General features: G+C 71.0%; 19 protein-coding genes and 1 pseudogene. 8 read left to right on the forward strand and 12 right to left on the reverse strand.

Annotated features, from left to right (window positions below; all coding sequences use genetic code 11):
- The first annotated feature begins 371 nt into the window (after nt 1–371).
- Complete coding sequence (locus tag ACIOMQ_RS05060) at nt 372–1775, forward strand: PP2C family protein-serine/threonine phosphatase (protein ID WP_402187878.1); 1404 nt, start codon at nt 372–374, stop codon at nt 1773–1775.
- On the opposite strand, the gene ACIOMQ_RS05065 is transcribed toward ACIOMQ_RS05060, so the two are convergent.
- The 4 genes from ACIOMQ_RS05065 to ACIOMQ_RS05080 all read right to left on the reverse strand — a co-directional run bounded on the left by ACIOMQ_RS05065 (nt 1757) and on the right by ACIOMQ_RS05080 (nt 4874).
- The gene (locus tag ACIOMQ_RS05065; RefSeq protein WP_362206432.1) at nt 1757–2092 is read right to left on the reverse strand and encodes a DUF2516 family protein; all 336 of its coding nucleotides are present in this window, start codon (nt 2090–2092) and stop codon (nt 1757–1759) included. The two genes, ACIOMQ_RS05060 and ACIOMQ_RS05065, sit on opposite strands and share 19 nt — an antisense overlap.
- A gap of 123 nt (nt 2093–2215) precedes the next feature.
- Nucleotides 2216–2884 carry a hypothetical protein gene (locus tag ACIOMQ_RS05070; protein ID WP_362206431.1) on the reverse strand — a complete coding sequence of 223 codons (669 nt, stop codon included), beginning with the start codon at nt 2882–2884 and terminating at the stop codon, nt 2216–2218.
- Nucleotides 2885–2911: 27 nt separating this feature from the next.
- Nucleotides 2912–3397 carry a helix-turn-helix transcriptional regulator gene (locus tag ACIOMQ_RS05075; protein ID WP_362206430.1) on the reverse strand — a complete coding sequence of 162 codons (486 nt, stop codon included), beginning with the start codon at nt 3395–3397 and terminating at the stop codon, nt 2912–2914.
- 358 nt (nt 3398–3755) lie between these two features.
- On the reverse strand, nt 3756–4874 hold the full coding sequence (locus ACIOMQ_RS05080) for an FAD-dependent oxidoreductase (protein ID WP_401262821.1): 1119 nt from the start codon (nt 4872–4874) through the stop codon (nt 3756–3758).
- 53 nt (nt 4875–4927) lie between these two features.
- On the opposite strand from ACIOMQ_RS05080, the gene ACIOMQ_RS05085 reads away from it, so the two are divergent.
- The gene (locus ACIOMQ_RS05085; RefSeq protein ID WP_362206428.1) at nt 4928–5620 is read left to right on the forward strand and encodes a TetR/AcrR family transcriptional regulator C-terminal domain-containing protein; all 693 of its coding nucleotides are present in this window, start codon (nt 4928–4930) and stop codon (nt 5618–5620) included.
- Between the two features lie 336 nt (nt 5621–5956).
- Here ACIOMQ_RS05085 and ACIOMQ_RS05090 read toward each other — a convergent pair whose 3' ends face one another.
- The gene (locus tag ACIOMQ_RS05090; RefSeq protein ID WP_401936791.1) at nt 5957–6700 is read right to left on the reverse strand and encodes a hypothetical protein; all 744 of its coding nucleotides are present in this window, start codon (nt 6698–6700) and stop codon (nt 5957–5959) included.
- Nucleotides 6701–7014: 314 nt separating this feature from the next.
- Between ACIOMQ_RS05090 and ACIOMQ_RS05095 the strand changes: the two genes are divergently transcribed.
- Entirely contained in the window at nt 7015–7926 is a 912-nt protein-coding gene (locus ACIOMQ_RS05095; RefSeq protein ID WP_362206426.1) for a LysR family transcriptional regulator, read from the forward strand.
- A gap of 111 nt (nt 7927–8037) precedes the next feature.
- On the opposite strand, the gene ACIOMQ_RS05100 is transcribed toward ACIOMQ_RS05095, so the two are convergent.
- Nucleotides 8038–8655: a TetR/AcrR family transcriptional regulator gene (locus tag ACIOMQ_RS05100; RefSeq protein WP_362206425.1), complete on the reverse strand. Its 618-nt coding sequence runs from the start codon at nt 8653–8655 to the stop codon at nt 8038–8040.
- A 69-nt stretch (nt 8656–8724) separates the two neighbouring features.
- On the opposite strand from ACIOMQ_RS05100, the gene ACIOMQ_RS05105 reads away from it, so the two are divergent.
- The 3 genes and pseudogenes from ACIOMQ_RS05105 (at nt 8725) to ACIOMQ_RS05115 (ending at nt 11030) form a co-directional block, all read left to right on the forward strand.
- The gene (locus tag ACIOMQ_RS05105) at nt 8725–9126 is read left to right on the forward strand and encodes a hypothetical protein (RefSeq protein ID WP_401262813.1); all 402 of its coding nucleotides are present in this window, start codon (nt 8725–8727) and stop codon (nt 9124–9126) included.
- A 493-nt stretch (nt 9127–9619) separates the two neighbouring features.
- Nucleotides 9620–10292: pseudogene (locus ACIOMQ_RS05110) on the forward strand (class I SAM-dependent methyltransferase).
- A 240-nt stretch (nt 10293–10532) separates the two neighbouring features.
- Nucleotides 10533–11030, forward strand: a complete 498-nt coding sequence (locus tag ACIOMQ_RS05115; RefSeq protein WP_401758783.1) for an HIT family protein — start codon at nt 10533–10535, stop codon at nt 11028–11030.
- A gap of 78 nt (nt 11031–11108) precedes the next feature.
- On the opposite strand, the gene ACIOMQ_RS05120 is transcribed toward ACIOMQ_RS05115, so the two are convergent.
- Both ACIOMQ_RS05120 and ACIOMQ_RS05125 read right to left on the reverse strand, forming a co-directional pair.
- Nucleotides 11109–12299 carry a serine hydrolase domain-containing protein gene (locus ACIOMQ_RS05120; protein ID WP_362206421.1) on the reverse strand — a complete coding sequence of 397 codons (1191 nt, stop codon included), beginning with the start codon at nt 12297–12299 and terminating at the stop codon, nt 11109–11111.
- A 270-nt stretch (nt 12300–12569) separates the two neighbouring features.
- The gene (locus tag ACIOMQ_RS05125; RefSeq protein ID WP_402187882.1) at nt 12570–13100 is read right to left on the reverse strand and encodes a hypothetical protein; all 531 of its coding nucleotides are present in this window, start codon (nt 13098–13100) and stop codon (nt 12570–12572) included.
- Here ACIOMQ_RS05125 and ACIOMQ_RS05130 point away from each other — a divergent pair.
- Nucleotides 13099–14007, forward strand: a complete 909-nt coding sequence (locus ACIOMQ_RS05130; RefSeq protein ID WP_402187885.1) for an oxidoreductase — start codon at nt 13099–13101, stop codon at nt 14005–14007. The two genes, ACIOMQ_RS05125 and ACIOMQ_RS05130, sit on opposite strands and share 2 nt — an antisense overlap.
- A gap of 250 nt (nt 14008–14257) precedes the next feature.
- A complete protein-coding gene (locus ACIOMQ_RS05135; RefSeq protein ID WP_401262800.1) occupies nt 14258–14779 on the forward strand; it encodes a DUF2199 domain-containing protein in 522 nt (173 codons plus the stop codon).
- Nucleotides 14780–14845: 66 nt separating this feature from the next.
- Here the strand turns inward: ACIOMQ_RS05135 and ACIOMQ_RS05140 are convergent, their stop codons facing one another.
- From ACIOMQ_RS05140 to ACIOMQ_RS05155, 4 genes are all read right to left on the reverse strand, one after another.
- On the reverse strand, nt 14846–15529 hold the full coding sequence (locus ACIOMQ_RS05140; protein ID WP_401262798.1) for a TetR family transcriptional regulator: 684 nt from the start codon (nt 15527–15529) through the stop codon (nt 14846–14848).
- Between the two features lie 222 nt (nt 15530–15751).
- Entirely contained in the window at nt 15752–17002 is a 1251-nt protein-coding gene (locus ACIOMQ_RS05145; RefSeq protein ID WP_401262795.1) for a GNAT family N-acetyltransferase, read from the reverse strand.
- Nucleotides 17003–17131: 129 nt separating this feature from the next.
- Nucleotides 17132–18106 (reverse strand): asparaginase, encoded by a 975-nt coding sequence (locus ACIOMQ_RS05150; RefSeq protein WP_362206417.1) that lies wholly within the window; start codon nt 18104–18106, stop codon nt 17132–17134.
- A 47-nt stretch (nt 18107–18153) separates the two neighbouring features.
- Entirely contained in the window at nt 18154–18735 is a 582-nt protein-coding gene (locus ACIOMQ_RS05155; RefSeq protein WP_401263469.1) for an ABC transporter substrate-binding protein, read from the reverse strand.
- Nucleotides 18736–18863 lie beyond the last annotated feature (128 nt).

Here is an 18863-nt window from a genome sequence, read left to right on the forward strand (position 1 = left end):
CGACGATCGAGGACGAAGCGCCCACGCGGACGCCCTCTCCTCCCGGTACCCCGACGCCGACGGCCAGGGACGCCACTCCGCCCCTTCCGCCCCTGACACCCCAAGGCCCGCACCCCGCGCCCCACGGGAGTGACCCGCGCCACCCGCCCCCACCGCCCCGCGTGACCTTTGTCATGCCCGGACATCCGCCCCCGCCCCCGCGCATCTCGCCGGATCCGTGACCTGACGCGGCTTATGCCGGTGCATAGGACAGCGGCCGGCTGCGGCACGCCATTCCGTTCCCCCGCCGCGGACCGCTATGGTCCCCGTCTGGCGGATCGTCGATCGTCGTTCCGCCGCGCCCTCGGGGGGAGGGAAGGAAACCCGAACCGATGCCCGTACCCGAACCGCGGCAGCACGCCGTTCCCACTGCGGAGACCTCCCACGGCGCCCACCTCACCCTCCTGGTGATCGAGGACGACCCGGCGGGCACGTTCACCGTTCCCGAGCTCCCGGCAGCGGCCGGCACGCGGGTCCGCGTCCGTACCGCCCGCAACCTCACCGAGGCGGGCCGGCTCCTCACCGACGACGTGGACTGCATCCTGCTGGACCTGGCCCTGCCCACCGGCAGCGAGGCGCGCTCCACCGGACCCGAAGGGGCGGAAGGAGCCGAGCGGGGCGACGGGCTCGCCACCCTCAAGCACGTGCTGCGGATCGCCCCGCACCACGCCGTCCTCGCCCTCACCGCGCAGGACGACGCCGAGCTGGCCGCCGAGGCGGTGCGGGTCGGCGCCCAGGACTACCTCTCGCGCGGCGAACTCGACGGACTGCTCCTCAGCCGCGCCATCCGGTACGCCGTCGAACGCAAGCGCGCCGACATCGCCCAGCACCAGCTCACCGAGTCCCGGCTGCGCGCCCAGGAGAACGCCCGCCTCGAACGCGGACTGCTCCCCACCCCGCTGCTCGACGGCTCCGATCTGCGCTTCGCGGCCCGCTACCGCCCCGGCCGCAGCCGCGCGCTGCTCGGCGGGGACTTCTACGACACGGTCCGCACACCCGACGGCACCGTCCACGCGATGATCGGCGACGTCTGCGGACACGGCCCGGACGAGGCGGCGCTCGGGGTGGAACTGCGCATAGCGTGGCGGGCGTTGACCCTGGCCGGGCTCTGCGGGGACGAACTGCTCTCCACACTCCAGCAGGTCCTGGAACACGAGCGGGAGAGCGAGGAGATCTTCGCGACGCTCTGCACCGTCGACATCGCGGCCGACGGCCGACGCGCCGGCCTCTGCCTGGCGGGCCATCCCGCCCCGCTGATCGCCCGGCACGGACGGGCCGCGCACCTTCTCCCCCACGAGGACGGCGGTCCGGCCCTCGGCCTGCTGCCGCGCGACGCCCTTCCGCGGGCTCTGCGGGCGGGGGACACCCCATGGCCGCGCCGGCAGGTGGACCTCGGCGGCTCCTGGAGCCTGATGATGTACACGGACGGGCTGATCGAGGGGCGCGTCGGGCCCGACAGTACGCAGCGACTCGGCCAGGACGGCATGGTCGCGATGATCAACCGCCGGCTGGCGGAGGGGCTCACCGGCGACGCCCTCCTGGACGCGGCGGTCACCGAGGCACGGGAGCTGAACGGCGGCGAACTGACCGACGACGTCGCGGTCCTGCTGCTCGACCGCGACCAGGAGCACAGCCGCCGGGGCGCGAACGGCGAACGGGGCCGGAGCATCCCGCGCCCCCGCCCCGAACCGACACCGCCGACGCCCGCCGCGAGCGCTCAGCGCCCGCCGTTGTAGGGCCCGTACGGCCCGTCACTGCTGGAACCACCGCGCCGGCCGCCGCCACCCGAGACCGCCTGCAGCGCGGGCCGTACGTCCACCAGGAAGACGATGGACGCGACGGCTCCGGCGAGTTGCAGGAACAGCATCGGCACGAAGAGATTCACGGCGACGGTGATACCGAGGATGATCAGCCAGAAGGACTTCTTCTGCTTGTCCGCGGCCCGGTAGGCGTCCTCGCGGGCCATCGCCGCCATGATCAGAGCGACCACGGCCAGGACGAGCATGACCATGTAGAGCAGCCAGACGAGTGTGCTGAATCCTGTGAGCAACATGGTGTGCACCGCCTAATAAATGGATGAGCGCCTCGCGGCCAAGGTACCGGGACAACGAGCCGGGCACCCCGAAAGGTGCCCACCCCGCGCCCCGGTACCCACGCCGGCCGGGGCGCCGGGACCCTACTTCGCGGTCGGCGGAGTGGTCTTCTTCGCGGCGGGCTTGCGCGCGGGAGCCTTCTTGGCGGGCGCGGCCGGAGCCTTGCTCTCCGGCTTGACCGCCTTCGGGGCGGGCGCGGGCTTGGCCGGACCGGACTTGGCCGCCGGACCGGGCCTCGCCGCCGGACCGGGCTTGGCGGCCGGAGCCGGCTTCGCAGTGCCTGTCGGCCGGGACTCCTTGCGCGGCTCGACGACGACGGCGATCTCGACGATCTCGTCGGCCGTCTCACCACGCCAGTTCTTGACGGTCTGCTCGCCGCGCTCGGCGACCTTCTCGTACGTCTCCCGGGCCCGCACCGCGTACTCCGCGGCCACGCCCAGACTCCGCAGCGCCAGGTCCTGGGCGCTCTCGCCCAGCTTCCGCAGATCGCTGTCGAACGACCCGATCACCTCGGTGACCTTGGCCTGCACAGTGGCCTGCGCCTCCTTGGCCTGCGAGGCCACCTTCTCCTGCACGGCCTTGGGGTCGGTGTTGCGTACCGCCTCGATACGCTCCGGCGCCTCGGCCCGCAGCTGCTCGATCAGCGCCGGGACCTTGCGCGCCTGCTCGACGGCGATGTCGGCCGTACCGGCGGCGAAGTAGAGGGGGGTCGGGTCGGTGAGGGTCTTGCGCAGGTCATCGGTGATGGCCATGACTGTGGTCCTCCCGGATCATCAGACTCAGTGTGAGGGTTTTGAAGGCTTTGAAGCCGTGTCGGCGTCGCTGCCGTCGGCCTTGTGGGGGCCATCGGCACCGGCACCCGATGCGGACTCGCCGCCGGTCTCCGATCCGGCTCCTTCGCCGGATTCCGGTCCGGGCTCGAACCCGTTCTCCTTGCGGAAGGAGTCGTAGATTTGCAGCAGAACACTCTTCTGCCGCTCGTTTATGGACGGGTCGGCCAGAATCACCGCCCGCGTCTCCAGCTCCTCCCGCTCCCGCTCATCCAGAATCCCGGCCCGCACGTAAAGGGTCTCGGCGGAGATCCGCAGCGCCTTGGCCACCTGCTGCAACACCTCGGCGCTCGGCTTGCGCAGCCCGCGCTCGATCTGGCTGAGGTAGGGATTGGACACCCCGGCGGCGTCGGCGAGCTGCCGCAGCGACAGCTGCGCGTTGCGCCGCTGCTCGCGCAGGTACTCACCGAGATTGCCGACGTTGAGGGATGCCATGCCCCGATGGTGCGCCACCCTTGCTAACTTTTGCAAGCACTCGCTTGCAAAAGTGCGCCACACCACTCGGACGGCCCCTGCGCCTCGCCACCGTCCCTGTCCGTTCCCGGTCCATCTGCGGTTTCCCGCCGGGTCTGCATTGTGAAGTGAACGGGTCCCGGACGACCTGCGCAGCGAGTTGCTTCACCGGCCCGCAAGGAGGATCGGACCAGTGGCGGTAGCGGGTTGAGGGTTGCGCTCGGTGCAGGCGTCCGTGCGTTCGTCTAACGGTGGCTTTGCCGGAAGGGACTGCGGCGCTGCCGTTCTGTCCCGTGAAGCCGTGGCGAGCTGCTGGTGCTGATGCTCTCGCGCTTGGCGGTCAGGATGGCTGGACTTGGTCGAAGAGGGCGAGGGCTTCGGCGGGGTCCGGGCTCACGAGGCGTTCCAGACCGGCCGTCGTGATCTTCGCCCACCTGCCGGCCCGTGCCCACATCTGTTCCTCGAAGGCGCGGACGGTCTCGTCCAGATCTTCAGGGCCGGTGGCGATGGACTCGGCGAGTTCGGCGCCTTCCAGCATCGCGAGGTTCGCGCCCGCCCCCAATGGGGGCATCAGGTGGGCGGCGTCGCCCAGTAGCGTCACCCCGGGGACGTGGGTCCAGGTGTGGGACACGGGCAGGACGTAGAGGGGGCGGTGGACGAAAGCGGTGCCGTGGCGGAGGAGGTCGAGGACGGGAGCGGCCCAGCCGTCGAACAGAGCCAGCAGGCTCGATCGCACGGCCTCGACGTCGGCCAGGTCCAGGTTCGTGTGCCAGTCCAGCGGCGCGCGGAACTGGGCGTACACCTTGACGTGGCCGCCGCTGTTGCGCTGGGCGACGAGCGCGCGGTTCACGCCGTACACAGCTACGGAACCGTCGCCGATCAGCCGGGCGAGGTCGGGGTGGCGGGTGTCGATGTCGTTGAGGGAAGTCTCGACATAGGTGACGCCGGTGTAGCGCGGTGTCGCCGACGAGACCGCCGGGCGGATCCGGGACCAGGCGCCGTCCGCGCCGACCACGAGGTCGAACGTCTCCTGCCGCCCGTCCGCGAAGTGGACCAGTACGCCATCCCGGGTCCCCGGCACCACCTGCGTCACGCCCCGGTCCCACTGGACGTCGAGAGGGCCGAGCAGCAGGTCACGGAGTTGCCCGCGGTCGATCTCGGGATTGGCCCGGTCATCCGGCCGGGGTCGCCAGTCGCGCAGGACAGTCCCGTCCGTGTCCAGGATGCGCATGGCCTGCCCCTCGGGACGGGACAGCGCCTGGAACTCCGCCAGCAGCCCCGCCTTGTCCAGCGCGAGCTGGCCCAGCCCTTCGTGCAGGTCCAGGATGCCGCCCGGGGGGCGGGCGTCCCGGGCGGGGTCGCGTTCGAGGACGGCGACCGGGTGACCATGACGGTGCAGGACGCGGGCGAAGGTGAGGCCGGCAGGACCGCTCCCGACCACTGCGATGCGGTGTCTCATACCGATACACTGTATTGCTCGTATACGGTGCATCGCAACGGTACGGTGTGAGCATGACTGTCTGGGACCGGCCGGAACCGCCGACTCGCCCCGTGCCGCTCGACCGGGAGCGGATTGTCGCCGCCGCCATCGCACTGGCCGACGAGGGCGGGCTGGAGGCGGTGTCGGTGCGCAAGGTCGCGGCCCGCCTGGACGCCGGCCCGATGCGGCTGTACAGATACATCTCCACCAAGGAGGAGCTGTTCGACCTCATGGTGGACGAGGTCCAGGCCGAGATTCTCCCCGAGGAACAACCCGGTGACTGGCGGGAGGCACTGCGTATCCTCGCCCATCGAACCAGGCAGGCCGCTCTCCGTCACGAATGGCTGGCCGACCTGCTCGGCGGTCGTCCGACCCTGGGTCCGAACGGCCTCGCCGTGACCGAGACCACGCTGGCCGCCTTCGACGGCCTCGCCGATGTCGACACCGTCATGCGCGCCGTGGAGACTGTCAGCGCCTACTTCATTGGCTCGATCAGGCGCGAGATCGCGAACCTACGGGCCGAGCACGCCACGGGCCTGTCCAAGCACGACTGGCAGCGCGCCCACGGCCCGCATGTGACGAGAATACTGGCCACCGGCCGCTTCCCGGCGTTGGCCAAGGCCGTGTACGACGGCACGGACGTGGACGCCGAGACATCCTTCGCAACCGGCCTGGACTGGGTCCTCGACGCCGTGGCCACCAAACTCACCCGGCCGCCGGCGTGACGCTCAGCTCTTGCCGAATGTGAGCGAGGTCGGGGCCGGTGTCCACGGGCCGTGCGGACCTGCGCCGCCACCATGAATCTTGCCGAAGGCCCCTCGCCTCGCCCCAGCAGGTAAGAGTCACGGCCCAGCGACGGGGGATCGTGGCGGACTGTGCAATCACTCGGACGAGGGGTTTGGTGAAGCTTCCCCTTGATCGGGGACACCTGCGTCGTCGACGCGTTCGCGAGTTCGAGGAGAAGCACTACGCCGACCAGGCAACGGCCGAACAAGTGAAACTGAACCCCCGCCGCCCCGCCCTGACCAGCTGATCAGCATCTCCCGCACAACGGGGGAACCTCAGGCTGGCCAGTCGGCGCCGACCTGGTCGGCGACGGAGAAGCCGGTTTCGCAGTCCGGGCACGTCGCGTGTCCGAATACGTGGGTCAGCGCGTGGGCGACCTCGTGTTGGCCATCAGAGATGGCGATGTCGTGGAGGCGTCGGCCGATGCCGTCGAGATCGGCAGGGTTCGCCGGGAGCAGGGGCCTCCCCTCGACATCGTCGTCCGAGAGCGCGTAGTCCTCGCTGGTGGAGAAGAATCCTCGCTCGCCGAGAACGATGAACAGGCCGGCCTCGCAGCCGGGGCAGTCGACCTCGTACTCCTCGTTCCCCAGCCCCTGGGCCAGATCTTCGCTCCAGCCCACGACGCCTTCGAAGCCCAGCATGGCTTCCAGCAGGTGGATGTAGTCGATGCGATCGGATGTCATCCGGAGGTGCTGCTTCGCTGCCGCCAGGAGGCTCTCGACCTCCACCGCGTGATGCGTACGGACGTCGCCGGCCCCGTGCTGCTGCTCGGCGCCCGCCATGATCGCGCCTGCCAGGGTCAGGGCGTTCACCGCCTGCTCGCGGTCGTCACTGCCGGCTACGTCGGCCAGCCAGGGCAGCGCCGCGAAGCTGGCCGAGTAGACGCTGCCCTGGTGGCACAGTGCTGACCACAGGTCGCTCCAGAGCTCGGGTTCCGGTTCCCGTGCGATCCGGCCCAACAGGGTGGGCATGTCTTCTGCCGAGCCGTAGGCGTGGCTGAGTTGCGACCAATCCGTCATGCGGGGATCAAACCAGGTTGATGCGCCTGGTCGAGGGCGGAGCGATTCGAAGTCGGCCGGCGTGATGCCGGAGGTGAGCACCGACAATCGCCTGCGGAGGCGGCAGCGGTGGAGTTCGAGGCAGGGCTGCCGGTACGCGGCCGTGTCCTTCCGTCGCGCGGGGTCGACACCCGTCCGCGCCTTCGCCTGTGGTCCGGACCCTGCGAAAGCGCCGGACGGGTTGCCGCCTGGGCCCTGCACTGATCATCCTGGACCCCGTAACCCCAGTCAATCCTATGGATTTCTAGCTATACCCAAGCTATAGCTTGGGGTTTATGACTTTGGAGGACCTGCGCGTCTTCGTGGCCGTGTGCAGGGCGGGAAGCCTCAGCGCCGTCGCCCGGGAGCTGGACCGCACGCAGTCAGCGGTGAGCCAGCATGTGAAGCGGTTGGAGCGAGAGACCGGTGTGAGCCTCCTGGAGCGCCAGCCACGAGGCGTCGTGCCCACACACGCGGGGCGCGTCTTGTGCGATGCCGCCTCGGGCAGTATCGCCGGTCTGGATCTGGCCCTGCGGCGTCTCGGGGACCTCGCCGACGGCAACAGCGGCTCCGTGCGCGTCACCACGGGCGGAACAACCGTGCGGCACTTCATGTCCGAGGCCGTCGTCGCCTTCCGTCAGCGCTACCCGAGGGTCAGTCTGGAGTTCCGGACGGAGACCTCCAGCCGCAACTGCTTCGACGCCCTCACCGCCGGCAACCTGGACCTCGCCTGGGTCACGATCGACGGCCCGGTGCGCGGTATCGAGCAGCGCCCCGTCGTCACCCTGCCCTGGGTACTGGCGGTCCGCGCCGACGATCCGCTCGCGGGCCGGCCCTGTGTCAGCACGGCCGAACTCACCGACATCAGCCTCATCCGGCTCCCTCAGAACTCCACCTCAGGTGCCCGCCTCGACGCCGCGTTCGCCGAGCTCGGCGTCCGGAGCAGCTCCGACACCAGCGTCGCCGACTGGGACACCGCCCTCCTGTTGGCAGAGCTCGGCCTCGGTCACGCCGTCGTGCCTGTCCTGCCCGGCCGGCAGGTACCCGGTGACGGCCCTCTACGTCTCGTTCCCCTCCCCGACCTGCCCCCGCTCCCGGTCGGCTGGGCCGTCCGCCGCTGGGACGCCCTCACCCCGCTCGCCCGGTCCTTCGCCGATACCGTCGCCCGCAGTTGTACGGAGAAGGCCGCCAACACGCAGCCCAAGTAGTACGCAGCCACTTCAGATGGGACAGGACTGTCACCGTCCCGCCTCTCCGAGGGCGAGGCGGTCCGAGTCCTTGTGAGGCATCTTCGTGAGGCATCCGGTCGTGCGCATCTGTCACGTCCCGACGTGATCGATGAGGGACATGTCGGACGCCAAGGCGCGGGCAGCGGCGGCGAAGTACTGCTCGTCGACGCCATGGGCGAGACCGAGAGTGACGCCCTGGCTGAGGCCGACGAACAGCGCCCTGAGTGCGGTGGTCAGGCGTTGCGCCTGATGCGGCGTCACGACGTCCCCGTTGTGCGATCTCCCGGCGAACAGTGCGATCAGGTGGTTCTCCTGCGACCGGACGGACGTGGCGAGCCGGGCCCCCAGGTCCGGGTCGTGCAGGGCCATGCCCAGCATGGTGATCTGGAGCGACAGGCGGGAACGCGCGTCGGGGTCGTCACAGCTACGCCGGTAGTACCGGGCAAAGGCATCGACCGCTTCAAGCAGATCCAGCCCGGCGGGAACCACCTGCTCGATCTCGTCGTAGTGCGGCCGCAGGTAGTCGGCGACCAGGGCGACGACCAGGCCGTTCTTGCTCCCGAACAGCGAGTAGACGGCACCGGTGGTCAGGCCTGCCCGTTCGGCGATCTCTTCGAGCCTGGCCCGGTGCCCGTCCCGGGAGACGACGTGGAACGCGGCATCCAGCAAGGCGCGGCGGTTGCGCTCCTTGGTCTCTGCTCTCGACATTCTCATAATGAAATTATTACCGTAATCTCGTTATCGAAATGGTCAGGACGTGCTCAGGGAGGAACGCTCATGGCCCAGATCGTGGCACCAGCAGTCACACTCCGGACGGCGGGGATCATCGCCGATGGCGTGGTCAAGGTAGTGCTCGCCGCTGTCTACATCACCGGCGCCGCCCCGCTCGGCCGTCTGCTCGGCGTGCCCGCCTGGCTGATGATCGTCTCCGGCGTGGCCCTGCTGATCGGGGGCGGGATCGAGATCGGGTGCGCCCGCAGCCGCCCGATGCGCACCTGCATGCGGCTCATGGTCGCCTACGACGGCGGCTGGGTCCTGGCGGCCCTTGCCGGCCTCCTGATCGCGTGGCAGGGCGGCAGCGCCGGGGGTGAGGTGTGGATCGGGTACCAGACAGCTGCCCCCGTCCTGCTCGCCGCGCTGCTGGTCGCCGCCAACCCGGCGCAGACCGCCTCGGATTGAGCGAGACGGTCTGCCCGCCCCCGTCTCGCTCCACCCTCCGCGACTGCGAACCGTTTCTGATCTACTGCCTGGCTGGATGTCGCTGTAGGGCTGTCCAGCCTGACTGTCCGGTCTGGACGTCCGGTCCGGACGTCCACGTCCTCTCGGCGGAGGGCTGCCCATGGTTGAGCTCGACACCGGCCGCCGACGATCTGTCCCACTCGGTCATGGGCCCCGAAGCGCGGAGCCCCACGTGACCCGAATCGGCGCGCCGAACTCCGGCCGCCCAGGTCCGCATCGCCGGCCGGACGACAACCACCTTGCGGGTCCCGCACCAGTCGGCGACCACGGCAGGGCATGCGGCTTCGGACGGCTTCCGCAACGCCTGCGGCCACGGAGAGGGGTACCTGTGCCCAACTCCCGGGCCGAGCAGGGCAGACGGAGTCTCGCTCCACCCGCGCCCGGCCGGAAATGAGCGGCGGGAACGGGAGGAACGAGGCTACCGTCATCGGTCGTGACCGAGACCGAAGCGACCTATCTGCACGCCACACGGACGGCCTACGACATCGTCGCCGTCGACTACGAGAGACTCCTCCGCGACGAACTGAACGCCAAACCGCTGAACCGCGCGATGCTCACCGCCTTCTCCGATTTCGTGCAGGCGCAGGCGCCGGGCACCGGGCCGGTCGCCGACCTCGGCTGCGGCCCCGGACACATCACGGCCCACCTCCACTCACTCGGAGTGGACGCGTTCGGCATCGACCTGTCACCCGAGATGATCGCGGTCGCCCGCCGGACGCACCCGGGCCTCCGGTTCGAAGAGGGGTCGATGACCGGACTGGATCTGAAGGACGGCTCTCGGTGGTGTCATCGCCTGGTACTCCACCGTCCACACCCCACCGGAGCTGCTGCCGACCGTGTTCGCCGAGTGCCACCGGGTACTGGCCCCGGGCGGCCACATGCTCCTGGCGTTCAAGGCCGGGGACCGGCTTCGGCACCTGGACCAGGCATACGGACACGAACTGTCGCTCGACGTCTACTGGATGTCCCCCGATCATGTCGCCGGCCTCATGGGCGAAGCAGGCTTCGGCATGACCGCCCGGATGGTCCGCGAACCCGACGAGAGCGAGAAGCCCCGGCAGGGCCGGCAAGCCTTCTTCCTCGCCCGCAAGCCCGAGGGATCGTGACGGGAAGCCCCGGGTTGAGCGAGCCGGCCGAGCACCCGGCGGCTCGTTCGCCCGTAGGCATCCGGGCCGGAGCGCCGCCCTGCCGCCTCGCCTTGAACGGGACAGGACGGGACGGGACGGCCGTACGACAGGTTCGCCCAGCCCCGGGGAAGAACGCAGGGAACCTTGATCGACACCGCTGAGCCACCATCAGCAGGTCTGCACGCCCGAGGTCCGAACCATCGACGAAGAGGAGACAGCGTGGCACCGGAGCGGCGATCCCACGACCTTGAGGCGTACGAGTCCAGAGTGCGCGACGGCCCGTGCTTCGTCTGTGCGTTCGTGGCGGGTGCCCCTGGGTCCGCGCATGTCACGGTGTACGAGGACGACGAGCACGTCGCCTTTCTCGACCGGTATCCGACCGTGCCGGGAAAGGTGCTCGTGGCCCCGAAGGCTCACATCGAGCACGCTGTCCGCGATCTGGACGAGCTCGCCTACCTGCGGCTGATGTCGGTGGTCCGGAAGGTGGCGCTGGCGGTGGAGGCGGTCGTGAAGCCCGAGCGCACGTATCTGCTGTCCCTCGGCAGCCAGCAGGGGAATTCACATCTTCATTGGCACATCGCCGGCCTCCCGGCGGGTACCCCGTATGCGCACCAGCAGTTTCACGCGCTGATGACCGAGAACGGCGTGCTGTCCGTCACGGACGAGGAGGCCGCCGCAACGGGTGCACGCCTGCGTGCGGCAATTTCCGGGGTCTGAGCGGCCGAGGCGTCGTGGGCGGATCCCCCCGGAGCCGCCGACGGCAGGGAGCCGCACGCGCCGGAAGAACACCGGAGGCTACCTGCAGAGGGCGGCGTCGACGAGATCCAGGACATCGGCGGGCCCCTGCTCCACCCGCGGCCCGTCGGCGGTGACGGCGATCGTGACGGCGCGGCCGTCATCGGTGACACCGGTGCGCGTCTGGTAGCCGGGGATGTCACCTCCGTGCCCCCACGCCAGACCGCCACAGCTCATCGGGGTGCTGACCACACCGAGTCCGTACCGGGCCCCGGGCCACATGCCTCCCTCCGGGACCTCGACGGTAGTGCGCATCTGGGCGAGCTGAGCGGGCTTGAGGAGCCTGCCGCCGAGCAGGGCGGAGAAGAAACGGTTCAGGTCGCCGGGGGTCGAGATTATCTGCCCGGCGGCCCATGCCCAGGAAGGGTCGAACTCCGTGATGTTCTCCAGCGGCTCCCCGGGCTTCGCCGCGAAGTAGCCCTGGGGGTGGGCCCCCCGGATGCGCTCGTCCCCCACGCCGGGGAAGTAGGTGCGGCGCAGCCCGATGCGGTCGATGACCCGGTGGGTGATCTCCTCGGCCAGCGGGCGGCCGGTGACCTTCTCGATGAGCAGGCCGGCCAGGACGTAGTTGGTGTTGCTGTACGACCAGCTGGTCCCGGGGGCGAACAGCGCCTTGTGCGCCAGCGCCATGTCGAGAAGGGCGCGGGGCTGAACGTACGTGTGCCGCCCCGTGCCGGTGAGGTCGCCGGCGTAGTCGGTGTAGTTCGGCAGTCCGCTGGTGTGCTGGAGCAGCTGACGTACCGTGATGCGGCGGCCGTCGATGCCCTCGCCCCGCACCAGGTTCGGCAGGTACTTCTCGACCGGGGCGTCGAGCGCGACCTTGCCCTCGCCGACCAGTTGCAGGACGACCACGGCGGTGAACGTCTTGGTGTTGCTCCCCGCCCGCACCTGCCCGTCGACCGGCACCTTCGCCCCGGTCCTCAAGTCCGCGACTCCGGCGGTGTAGTTGCGGGCGTGCCCGTCGCGGCCGACGGCGGCGGCCAGAGCGGCGGGGTACTCGTCCTCGTGCACCAGACGCTCCAGCCCCTGCCGTACGGCATCCCCGGAGCCGCGGGCCTGTACCGCGGACGCGGGCAGCGTGCCGCCCACGGCCAGCGCCGCAGCCATCACCGCCACCATGGCCACCCCCCGCTTCGGCCGGAGCGACGACGGGGCGCGAACACAACGAGGCCGACGGGAACGATCGGTCATGGGGGAACCCTCCTGATGCTGCGACCTGCCGGCCGCACCGGAAATCCGGACGCGCCCAGCCTGCACGCTCGCGAACCACCGATCGATCCGGGCAGCGGGCCCATGTGGTGTGGGGATACCCCCCGCCCGCCGGACAGCCGGCCGCGCGTACGGGTCGTCGAGTAGGCGGGCCGGCCACGGAATCCTGAGGTCCGGTACGGGTGCGCGCCCCGTCTACGGGTGCGCGCCCCGTCTACGGTGTGCGCCCCGTCTGCGGTGTGCGCCCCGTCCTCATCCGCGGCGGCGCTTGGGCCTGGGCGGTGGCCCGTAGGCCCGCACCAGGGCGTTGCGCACGGCGACGCGTCCGGCTTCCCGGAACGCCCCCCGGTGGGAGTCGATTTCGTGCACCTTGATACGCCGCAGGACGACGGCCACCGCGACGACCGTTCCGGACTCGCGGCCGACGAGACCGGCGAGCTCCTCGCGTACGCCTTCGACGAAGCCCTCGTGGAACGAGGCGATCTCCTCCGCCGACCGGCCGTTGACGGACGCGGTGTCGGCGGCCTCGAACGCGACGCCCTCCTCCCAGGGCTCGAAGTCCGCGACGACCTGCGCGAAGTCGGAGGGACAGCCGGCCTGGCGGGCGTACGTCGCCTGGACGCCCCGGATCGGGTGGGGCGGGAAGACTCGCGGGGCGGGGACCGGTGCGGGGATCGGTTCGGGGACCGGTGCGGGGACCATTGCCTCACGGTAGTCCCGGCCCGAAAGCCCGAAGGAAATGAATGTGCTGATCCGGTCCTTCGTCAGCCATGCTGCCCCCATGACCTCCTCACCGATCGGCTCCCCTTCCGACTTTTCCTCCGCTCCCGCCCCCGGCCCCGGCACCTTCGAGCTGGGCGGCACCGTCACCGTCCCGCGACTCGGCTTCGGCGCAATGCAGTTGCCGGGGCGGTGGAGCGGGCCCGCCGGTGACACCGCGAACGCCGTGGCCGTGGCCCGGCGCGCCGTCGAGCTCGGGGCGCGGCACATCGACACCGCCGCGTTCTACTTCTCCAGCACCCACCGCGCCAACGACCTCCTGCGCGAGGCCCTGCACCCGTACCCCGCCGACGTCACCATCGCCACCAAGGTCGGCCCGCTGCGGGACGAGACCGGTGAGATGTACGCCGAGGCCCGCCCCGATCAGTTGCGCGGGGAGGTGGAGCGGAACCTGGAGGGTCTCGGGGTCGAGGCCCTCGACCTGGTGAATCTGCGGGTGGGGCGGCTGGGTTCGGAGGTCGCGGAGTCGATCGGCGAACGGTTCGCCGTGCTGGCCGCGCTGCGCGAGGAGGGGCTGATCCGGCAGCTCGGCGTCAGCAATGTGACGCGCGAGCAGCTCGCGGAGGCGCGGTCGATCGCGCCGGTCGCCGCCGTACAGAACCGGTTCGGTGTGCTCGACCAGGCGGACGCCGCACTCGTCGACGAGTGCGCGGACGCCGGCATCGCGTACATGCCGTTCTTCGCGCTCGGCGGCGGGCACACCGAGCTCGCCGGCGCGAACCTCCGGAAGGTCGCGGACCGGCACGGCGCGACGGCGTTCCAGGTCGCCATCGCGTGGGGGCTGGCCCGCTCGCCCTCGGTCGTCCAGATCCCCGGCACCGCTTCGCTCGCCCACCTGGAGGAGAACATGGCCGCCGGTCGACTGGTTCTCGACGACGAGGACATGACGCTGCTCGGGCGTCGCAAGTAGCGCCATGACCGCGCAGGACGTCACCGAGCAGAAGCCGGGTACCGGGCCACCCGGCTGTACGCAACGGCACTGGCACCTGCCGGCCGGGGAGTGACCGCACCGGACGGACCGGCCGACGGCGACCCGCCGGGAAACCGGCCGGTTCGCGTCGCCCCCCGTACGTCCGTCACCGCGCGGCGTCCGCCGTCCCCCGGCGGCCGGGTGCGGAACGCCCGGCATCCCCGGGACCGCAGGGCCTAGGATCCCGCCCATGGCTATCGACCCCGGCTACACCTGCACCTGCTGCGGCGAACACCACGCGGAACTCCCGATGGGGTACTCGACCATGGCACCCGACGTCTGGGACGCGAGCCTGGAGAACGATCCCGACAGCATGCTCTCCTCGGACCAGTGCATCGTCAGACACGAGCACTACTTCATCAAGGGCCTGATCGAGATACCTGTCCTCGGCAGCGAGGAGCCGTTCTCCTGGGGCGTCTGGGTCTCGCTCAGCCGGGAGAACTTCGGCCGCGCCCTCGACGTGTGGGAGACCCCCGGCCGGGAGTCCGAGCAGCCGTACTTCGGGTGGCTCAGCACCGAGTTGGGGCTCTACTCGCCCCGCACGACCAACCTCAAGACGAACGCCCACACCCGCCCGATCGGCCTGCGCCCCCGGATCGAACTGGAGCCCACCGACCACCCGCTCGCCGTGGAACAACGCACCGGCATCACGCGCGACCGCGTACGCGAGATCGCCGAGGCGGTACTGCACGGCCAGGACGCTCGCCCCTGAGCGGCCGGCGCCCCACGCCCGGCGGATCACCTGGCGGATCACCTGAGTCGCCCACCGTTCCGCCCGCTACTCCGCCCCGAGCCCCGACCGCAGCTGCACGAAGGCAAGCTCGGCGGCCTCGACCGCGCTTGCGTACACCTGGTCCGCGGTCTCCCCCGCGTCGATGCGCCGCCAGTTCTCCAGGGCCAGGATGCGCAGGACGGCGATGATCTGGCCCGCGGCCAGTCTGTCCCGCACCCGGTCGCCCAGCGCGCGGGCGAGCGCCGCCTCCGAGCGGCCCTGGTAGGCGTACATGCGGGCCACCAGGGACGGCGTCCCGTACAGCAACGCCATGAACGCCAGCACCTGAGGGACGTCACAGAGCCCGGTCACCGGGTCGCGCCGCTCCAGGCCGTCCAGGTAGTGGCGGCGCAGGGCGTCCAGGGGGGATTCGCCGTCCGCGCGGGCGGCGACCACGCGGGCCGCCTCGTCCTCGTGGTCGGCGAACCGGTGCAGGGCCAGGTCCTCCTTGGCCGGGAAGTACCGGAACAGCGTCGGCTTGGAGATGTCCGCGGCGGCCGCCACCTCCGCCACCGAGACCTTGTCGAAGCCCCGCTCCAGGAACATCGCGATCGCGGCATCGGACACCGCCTGGTACGTCAGCTGCTTCTTCCGCTCACGCAGGCTCATCGGCGCGTGCGGCACGGGGTCCGCAGCGTGCGCGGGGCCCGCGTGCGGGGCCGTCCCGGGGCCGGGTGTCTCTCCGCTCATGACCCTGAAGCGTACGCCTTGACCTCAATCGGACGTGACGTCCCGGAGCGGGCACACAGGCGCCGGACGGGGCCGGACGCCGGCGGCCGGAAGGGCACGGTGCCCATGCAGAGGGTGCCGGCCGGCGAGCGGGGCGGGCCGAGCCGTCGCCCCCTGCTCCTGCTCCTGCTCCTGCGTCCCGCTCACCCGACGACGGGCGGAAACGGACAGCCCCGGCTCGCCTCAGAACACATCCGGGCACCAGGCCCGCCGAGCCGCCCGGAACATCCCCTCCGCCAGCGTCACGGCACCCGGCGTGAGTTCTTCGATCCGGCCCAGGGCCGCCAGCCGGACCGGAGACTCGTCGCCCAGATACAGCGTCCCCAACTCCCGCACATCCAGGGCGAGATCGGCTGCGGACGAGGTAGGGGCGCAGGACGCGCCGGACGGGGAGGCCTCCAGACGGTAGCGGCCCGTGGTCAAGCCGGTGGCGTCGTGGATGTCCAGGGTCAGCGCGCCGGATGCCGCGTAGGTACGGGCTTCCAGTGCGCGTACGACGTCCAGGACGCGCACCCACAGCCAGTCCGCCTGCGTCACGATGCGGGCCGCGCGCGGGTCCGGGAGGAGAAGGGGAAGCAGGTCGTCGGGGGCGCGGCTGCCGGTGCGGACCGTGGTGATCCAGTCGATCGAGCAGACGAAGTGCCACAGCGCGCGCTCCGCGGCCGGGGTGACGGCGATCTGCCCGAGCACCGTGGCACGGTTCAGCGGTTGCTTGGCGTCGCTCCAGTTGTCGTCGGCGCGGTAGGCGATCAGGCCGTCGGGCTCGCCGTCCGCGTTGCTGTAGACGGCGTAGAAGGGTTCCGTCCAGGTCGAGGGTCCCGGCAGGTTCTCGCCGGTGTTCAGTTCCCACCAGCGTGCGTCGCGGCTGACCACACCGTGCTGCCGGGCGCGCAGCCGGTCGTGGAGGGCCGGGCCCAGTTTGCGTACGTCCGCGCCGCTCACCAGGTCGATCCGGCCGCCGTCCTGCGCGGAGGGGCCCGACCAGCGCGGGTCGAGGCCCGCCCTCGGTACGTCGATCTCCCACTCGGTGGCCCATGCCGCCGGGCCGAAGCCGTACCGCCCGTAGATCGGGTACTCGGCGGCGATCAGCGTGGCGACGACCTCGCCGCGCTCCTTCGCCGCCGCCAGATCCGCGGCCATCATCCGGCTGAGCAGCCCGCGACGGCGGTGCGTCGGTGACACCGTGACGTTGGAGACCGCGTCGGCCGGCACCGTGGCACCGCCGACGACCGTCAGCTCCTGCGCGAACGAGCGGAACGTGGCCACGCACCGCCCGCCGTCGAACGCACCCTGCGTCCGGTCCAGGTCGTTGTGGGGGAGGCGGTTGGCGACCTCCTCGTCCGTCACCGCCGGCGGACGCAGAAAGCCGGTGTTCAGGGACCGCAGCCAGTCGGGGAATTCGGATTCGGTGATCGTACGGACGTCAGGACGCATGCGCCCCACGCTAGGCACCGGCCCACCGGATGTCGTCCGATTTTCTTACGCCGCAGAATCCGGTTTCCCACGCCGCAGAATCCGGTTTCCCACGCCGCAGAATCCGGCTTCCCGCGCCGCGGAATCCGGTCAGAAGGCCGCCCTGATCTCGCCCACCTCACCGCCGCCGCCCAGCAGCGGCGCGCGTCCGATCCGGGAGACCACCGGGGCGTCGATGCCGAGCAGGCGCAGCGACTGGGCCAGCACCGGGCCGAGCGCCCGCGTGGCGCCGTCGTCGATCTTGAAGGCCAGCGCCCGGCCGTCCGCCAGCGCCACCGCCTGCACCGCCTCCGCGCCCATCTTCGAGAGCGTGCCCGGCACCTCCCGCATCAGCCAGGTGTCGGGGCGCCGCGTTCCGGCCACGTATTCGGGGTGGGCCCGCATCGCGTCCCCGACCCGGCGCTCCGCCGTTCCCGGTTCCGCCCGTACGAACGAGCGGAAGGCCCGTGCCAGGCCCACCAGGCTGATCGCCATCAGCGGCGCCCCGCACCCGTCCGTACCGACCGCCGCGACCGGCTCGCCGGCCGCCTCCTCGACCACCTGGTGGACCAGCTGCTGGAGCGGGTGCGAGGGGTCGAGGTAGGACGCCCGGTCCCAGCCGTTCAGCGCGCACACCGCGAGCATCGCCGCGTGCTTGCCCGAGCAGTTCATGGCGATCCGGTCCCGGACGTGGCCGGCGGCGAGATACGCCTCCGCCTCCGCCGGGTCCAGCGGCAGATCGGGCGGGGTCTGCAGATCATCCGGCGTCAGTCCGTGCTCGGCCAGCATCGTGCGGACGAGTTCGAGGTGGAAGCCCTCGCCGGAGTGGCTCGCGGCGGCCAGCGCCAGCCGCTCCCCGGACAGATCGAGGCCGGCCCGCAGCACGGCCGCGGCCTGCATCGGCTTGTTGGACGAGCGCGGGAAGACCGGCGCCGCCGGATCGCCCAGGACCCGCTCCACACTGCCGTCGGCGGCCAGGACGACCAGCGAACCCCGGTGGCGGCCCTCCACGAAACCGGACCGTACGACCTCGGCCAGGACGGGGTGGGCGGGGGATATGGCGGAGGGGGCGGCGCTGGAGGTCATGGTGGCCTTCCGGGGACGGGCGGGAACCCGCCCTCGGAAGGATCGCTTCAGGCGAGCAGGTCGTCTACTTGTGCTTCACCGTCACGGTACCTGCGCGCGATCTCCGCACTGCAATCGTCAGCGGTGCGTTGCAGTTGGTGACGACGCCGGGAGACCTGCTGCTCGGAGCGGACCAGGCGCCCCATCGCGGCGTGCAGCTCCTCGTCCGTACGGGCGTCGAGGTCGGAGAGCTCGACCTCGGCCAGCGTCTCGGCCGCCAGCCGGCGGTACTCGTCGCTGCGCGGCGTGGTGAGCGTGACGTGCCGGGCGGAGGAGCGGTGCTGGGACGGGGCGTCGGCGAGGATCTCCGAGAGCCGGTCCACCACCGGTGTCTCCGGATCCCGCCTGCGGGCCAGCTCGGCGCGCAGGATGTCGATCCGCCCCTGCACCAGCCGCCGCACATAGCTGAGATCGGCCTCGTCGCGCTGCGAATCGCGGCGCAGGGTGCGCAGCTCCGGCAGGCGCAGGCCGCCCAGCTCCGGCTGCGGTCCCGCGGACAGGCCGTCCACGCAGCCGTGGCTGGTTCGCTGCACGGGTGGGCGCATGATGCTGGTACTGGTGCCGGTGCTGGTACTCGTACTGGTACTGATGCCGGTGCTGGTACTCGTACTGGTGCCGGTACGCGTGACCGGCACGGCGCCGGGGGACTGCCCGGTTCCATAGGTACTCATGCTGGTGTCCATCCCCTCGACCGGTGCGTCGGCACACCGCCTTCCGA

Source organism: Streptomyces sp. NPDC087845 (genome assembly GCF_044742755.1).
GTDB lineage: Bacteria > Actinomycetota > Actinomycetes > Streptomycetales > Streptomycetaceae > Streptomyces.

What these genes read in the sequence shown, in the direction of transcription:
- ACIOMQ_RS05060 (WP_402187878.1), top strand. Translation starts at nt 372, where the DNA reads ATGCCCGTACCCGAACCGCGGCAGCACGCCGTTCCCACTGCGGAGACC.
- ACIOMQ_RS05065 (WP_362206432.1), bottom strand. Translation starts at nt 2,092, where the DNA reads ATGTTGCTCACAGGATTCAGCACACTCGTCTGGCTGCTCTACATGGTC.
- ACIOMQ_RS05070 (WP_362206431.1), bottom strand. Translation starts at nt 2,884, where the DNA reads ATGGCCATCACCGATGACCTGCGCAAGACCCTCACCGACCCGACCCCC.
- ACIOMQ_RS05075 (WP_362206430.1), bottom strand. Translation starts at nt 3,397, where the DNA reads ATGGCATCCCTCAACGTCGGCAATCTCGGTGAGTACCTGCGCGAGCAG.
- ACIOMQ_RS05080 (WP_401262821.1), bottom strand. Translation starts at nt 4,874, where the DNA reads ATGAGACACCGCATCGCAGTGGTCGGGAGCGGTCCTGCCGGCCTCACC.
- ACIOMQ_RS05085 (WP_362206428.1), top strand. Translation starts at nt 4,928, where the DNA reads ATGACTGTCTGGGACCGGCCGGAACCGCCGACTCGCCCCGTGCCGCTC.
- ACIOMQ_RS05090 (WP_401936791.1), bottom strand. Translation starts at nt 6,700, where the DNA reads ATGACGGATTGGTCGCAACTCAGCCACGCCTACGGCTCGGCAGAAGAC.
- ACIOMQ_RS05095 (WP_362206426.1), top strand. Translation starts at nt 7,015, where the DNA reads ATGACTTTGGAGGACCTGCGCGTCTTCGTGGCCGTGTGCAGGGCGGGA.
- ACIOMQ_RS05100 (WP_362206425.1), bottom strand. Translation starts at nt 8,655, where the DNA reads ATGTCGAGAGCAGAGACCAAGGAGCGCAACCGCCGCGCCTTGCTGGAT.
- ACIOMQ_RS05105 (WP_401262813.1), top strand. Translation starts at nt 8,725, where the DNA reads ATGGCCCAGATCGTGGCACCAGCAGTCACACTCCGGACGGCGGGGATC.
- ACIOMQ_RS05120 (WP_362206421.1), bottom strand. Translation starts at nt 12,299, where the DNA reads ATGACCGATCGTTCCCGTCGGCCTCGTTGTGTTCGCGCCCCGTCGTCG.
- ACIOMQ_RS05130 (WP_402187885.1), top strand. Translation starts at nt 13,099, where the DNA reads ATGACCTCCTCACCGATCGGCTCCCCTTCCGACTTTTCCTCCGCTCCC.
- ACIOMQ_RS05125 (WP_402187882.1), bottom strand. Translation starts at nt 13,100, where the DNA reads ATGGGGGCAGCATGGCTGACGAAGGACCGGATCAGCACATTCATTTCC.
- ACIOMQ_RS05135 (WP_401262800.1), top strand. Translation starts at nt 14,258, where the DNA reads ATGGCTATCGACCCCGGCTACACCTGCACCTGCTGCGGCGAACACCAC.
- ACIOMQ_RS05140 (WP_401262798.1), bottom strand. Translation starts at nt 15,529, where the DNA reads ATGAGCGGAGAGACACCCGGCCCCGGGACGGCCCCGCACGCGGGCCCC.
- ACIOMQ_RS05145 (WP_401262795.1), bottom strand. Translation starts at nt 17,002, where the DNA reads ATGCGTCCTGACGTCCGTACGATCACCGAATCCGAATTCCCCGACTGG.
- ACIOMQ_RS05150 (WP_362206417.1), bottom strand. Translation starts at nt 18,106, where the DNA reads ATGACCTCCAGCGCCGCCCCCTCCGCCATATCCCCCGCCCACCCCGTC.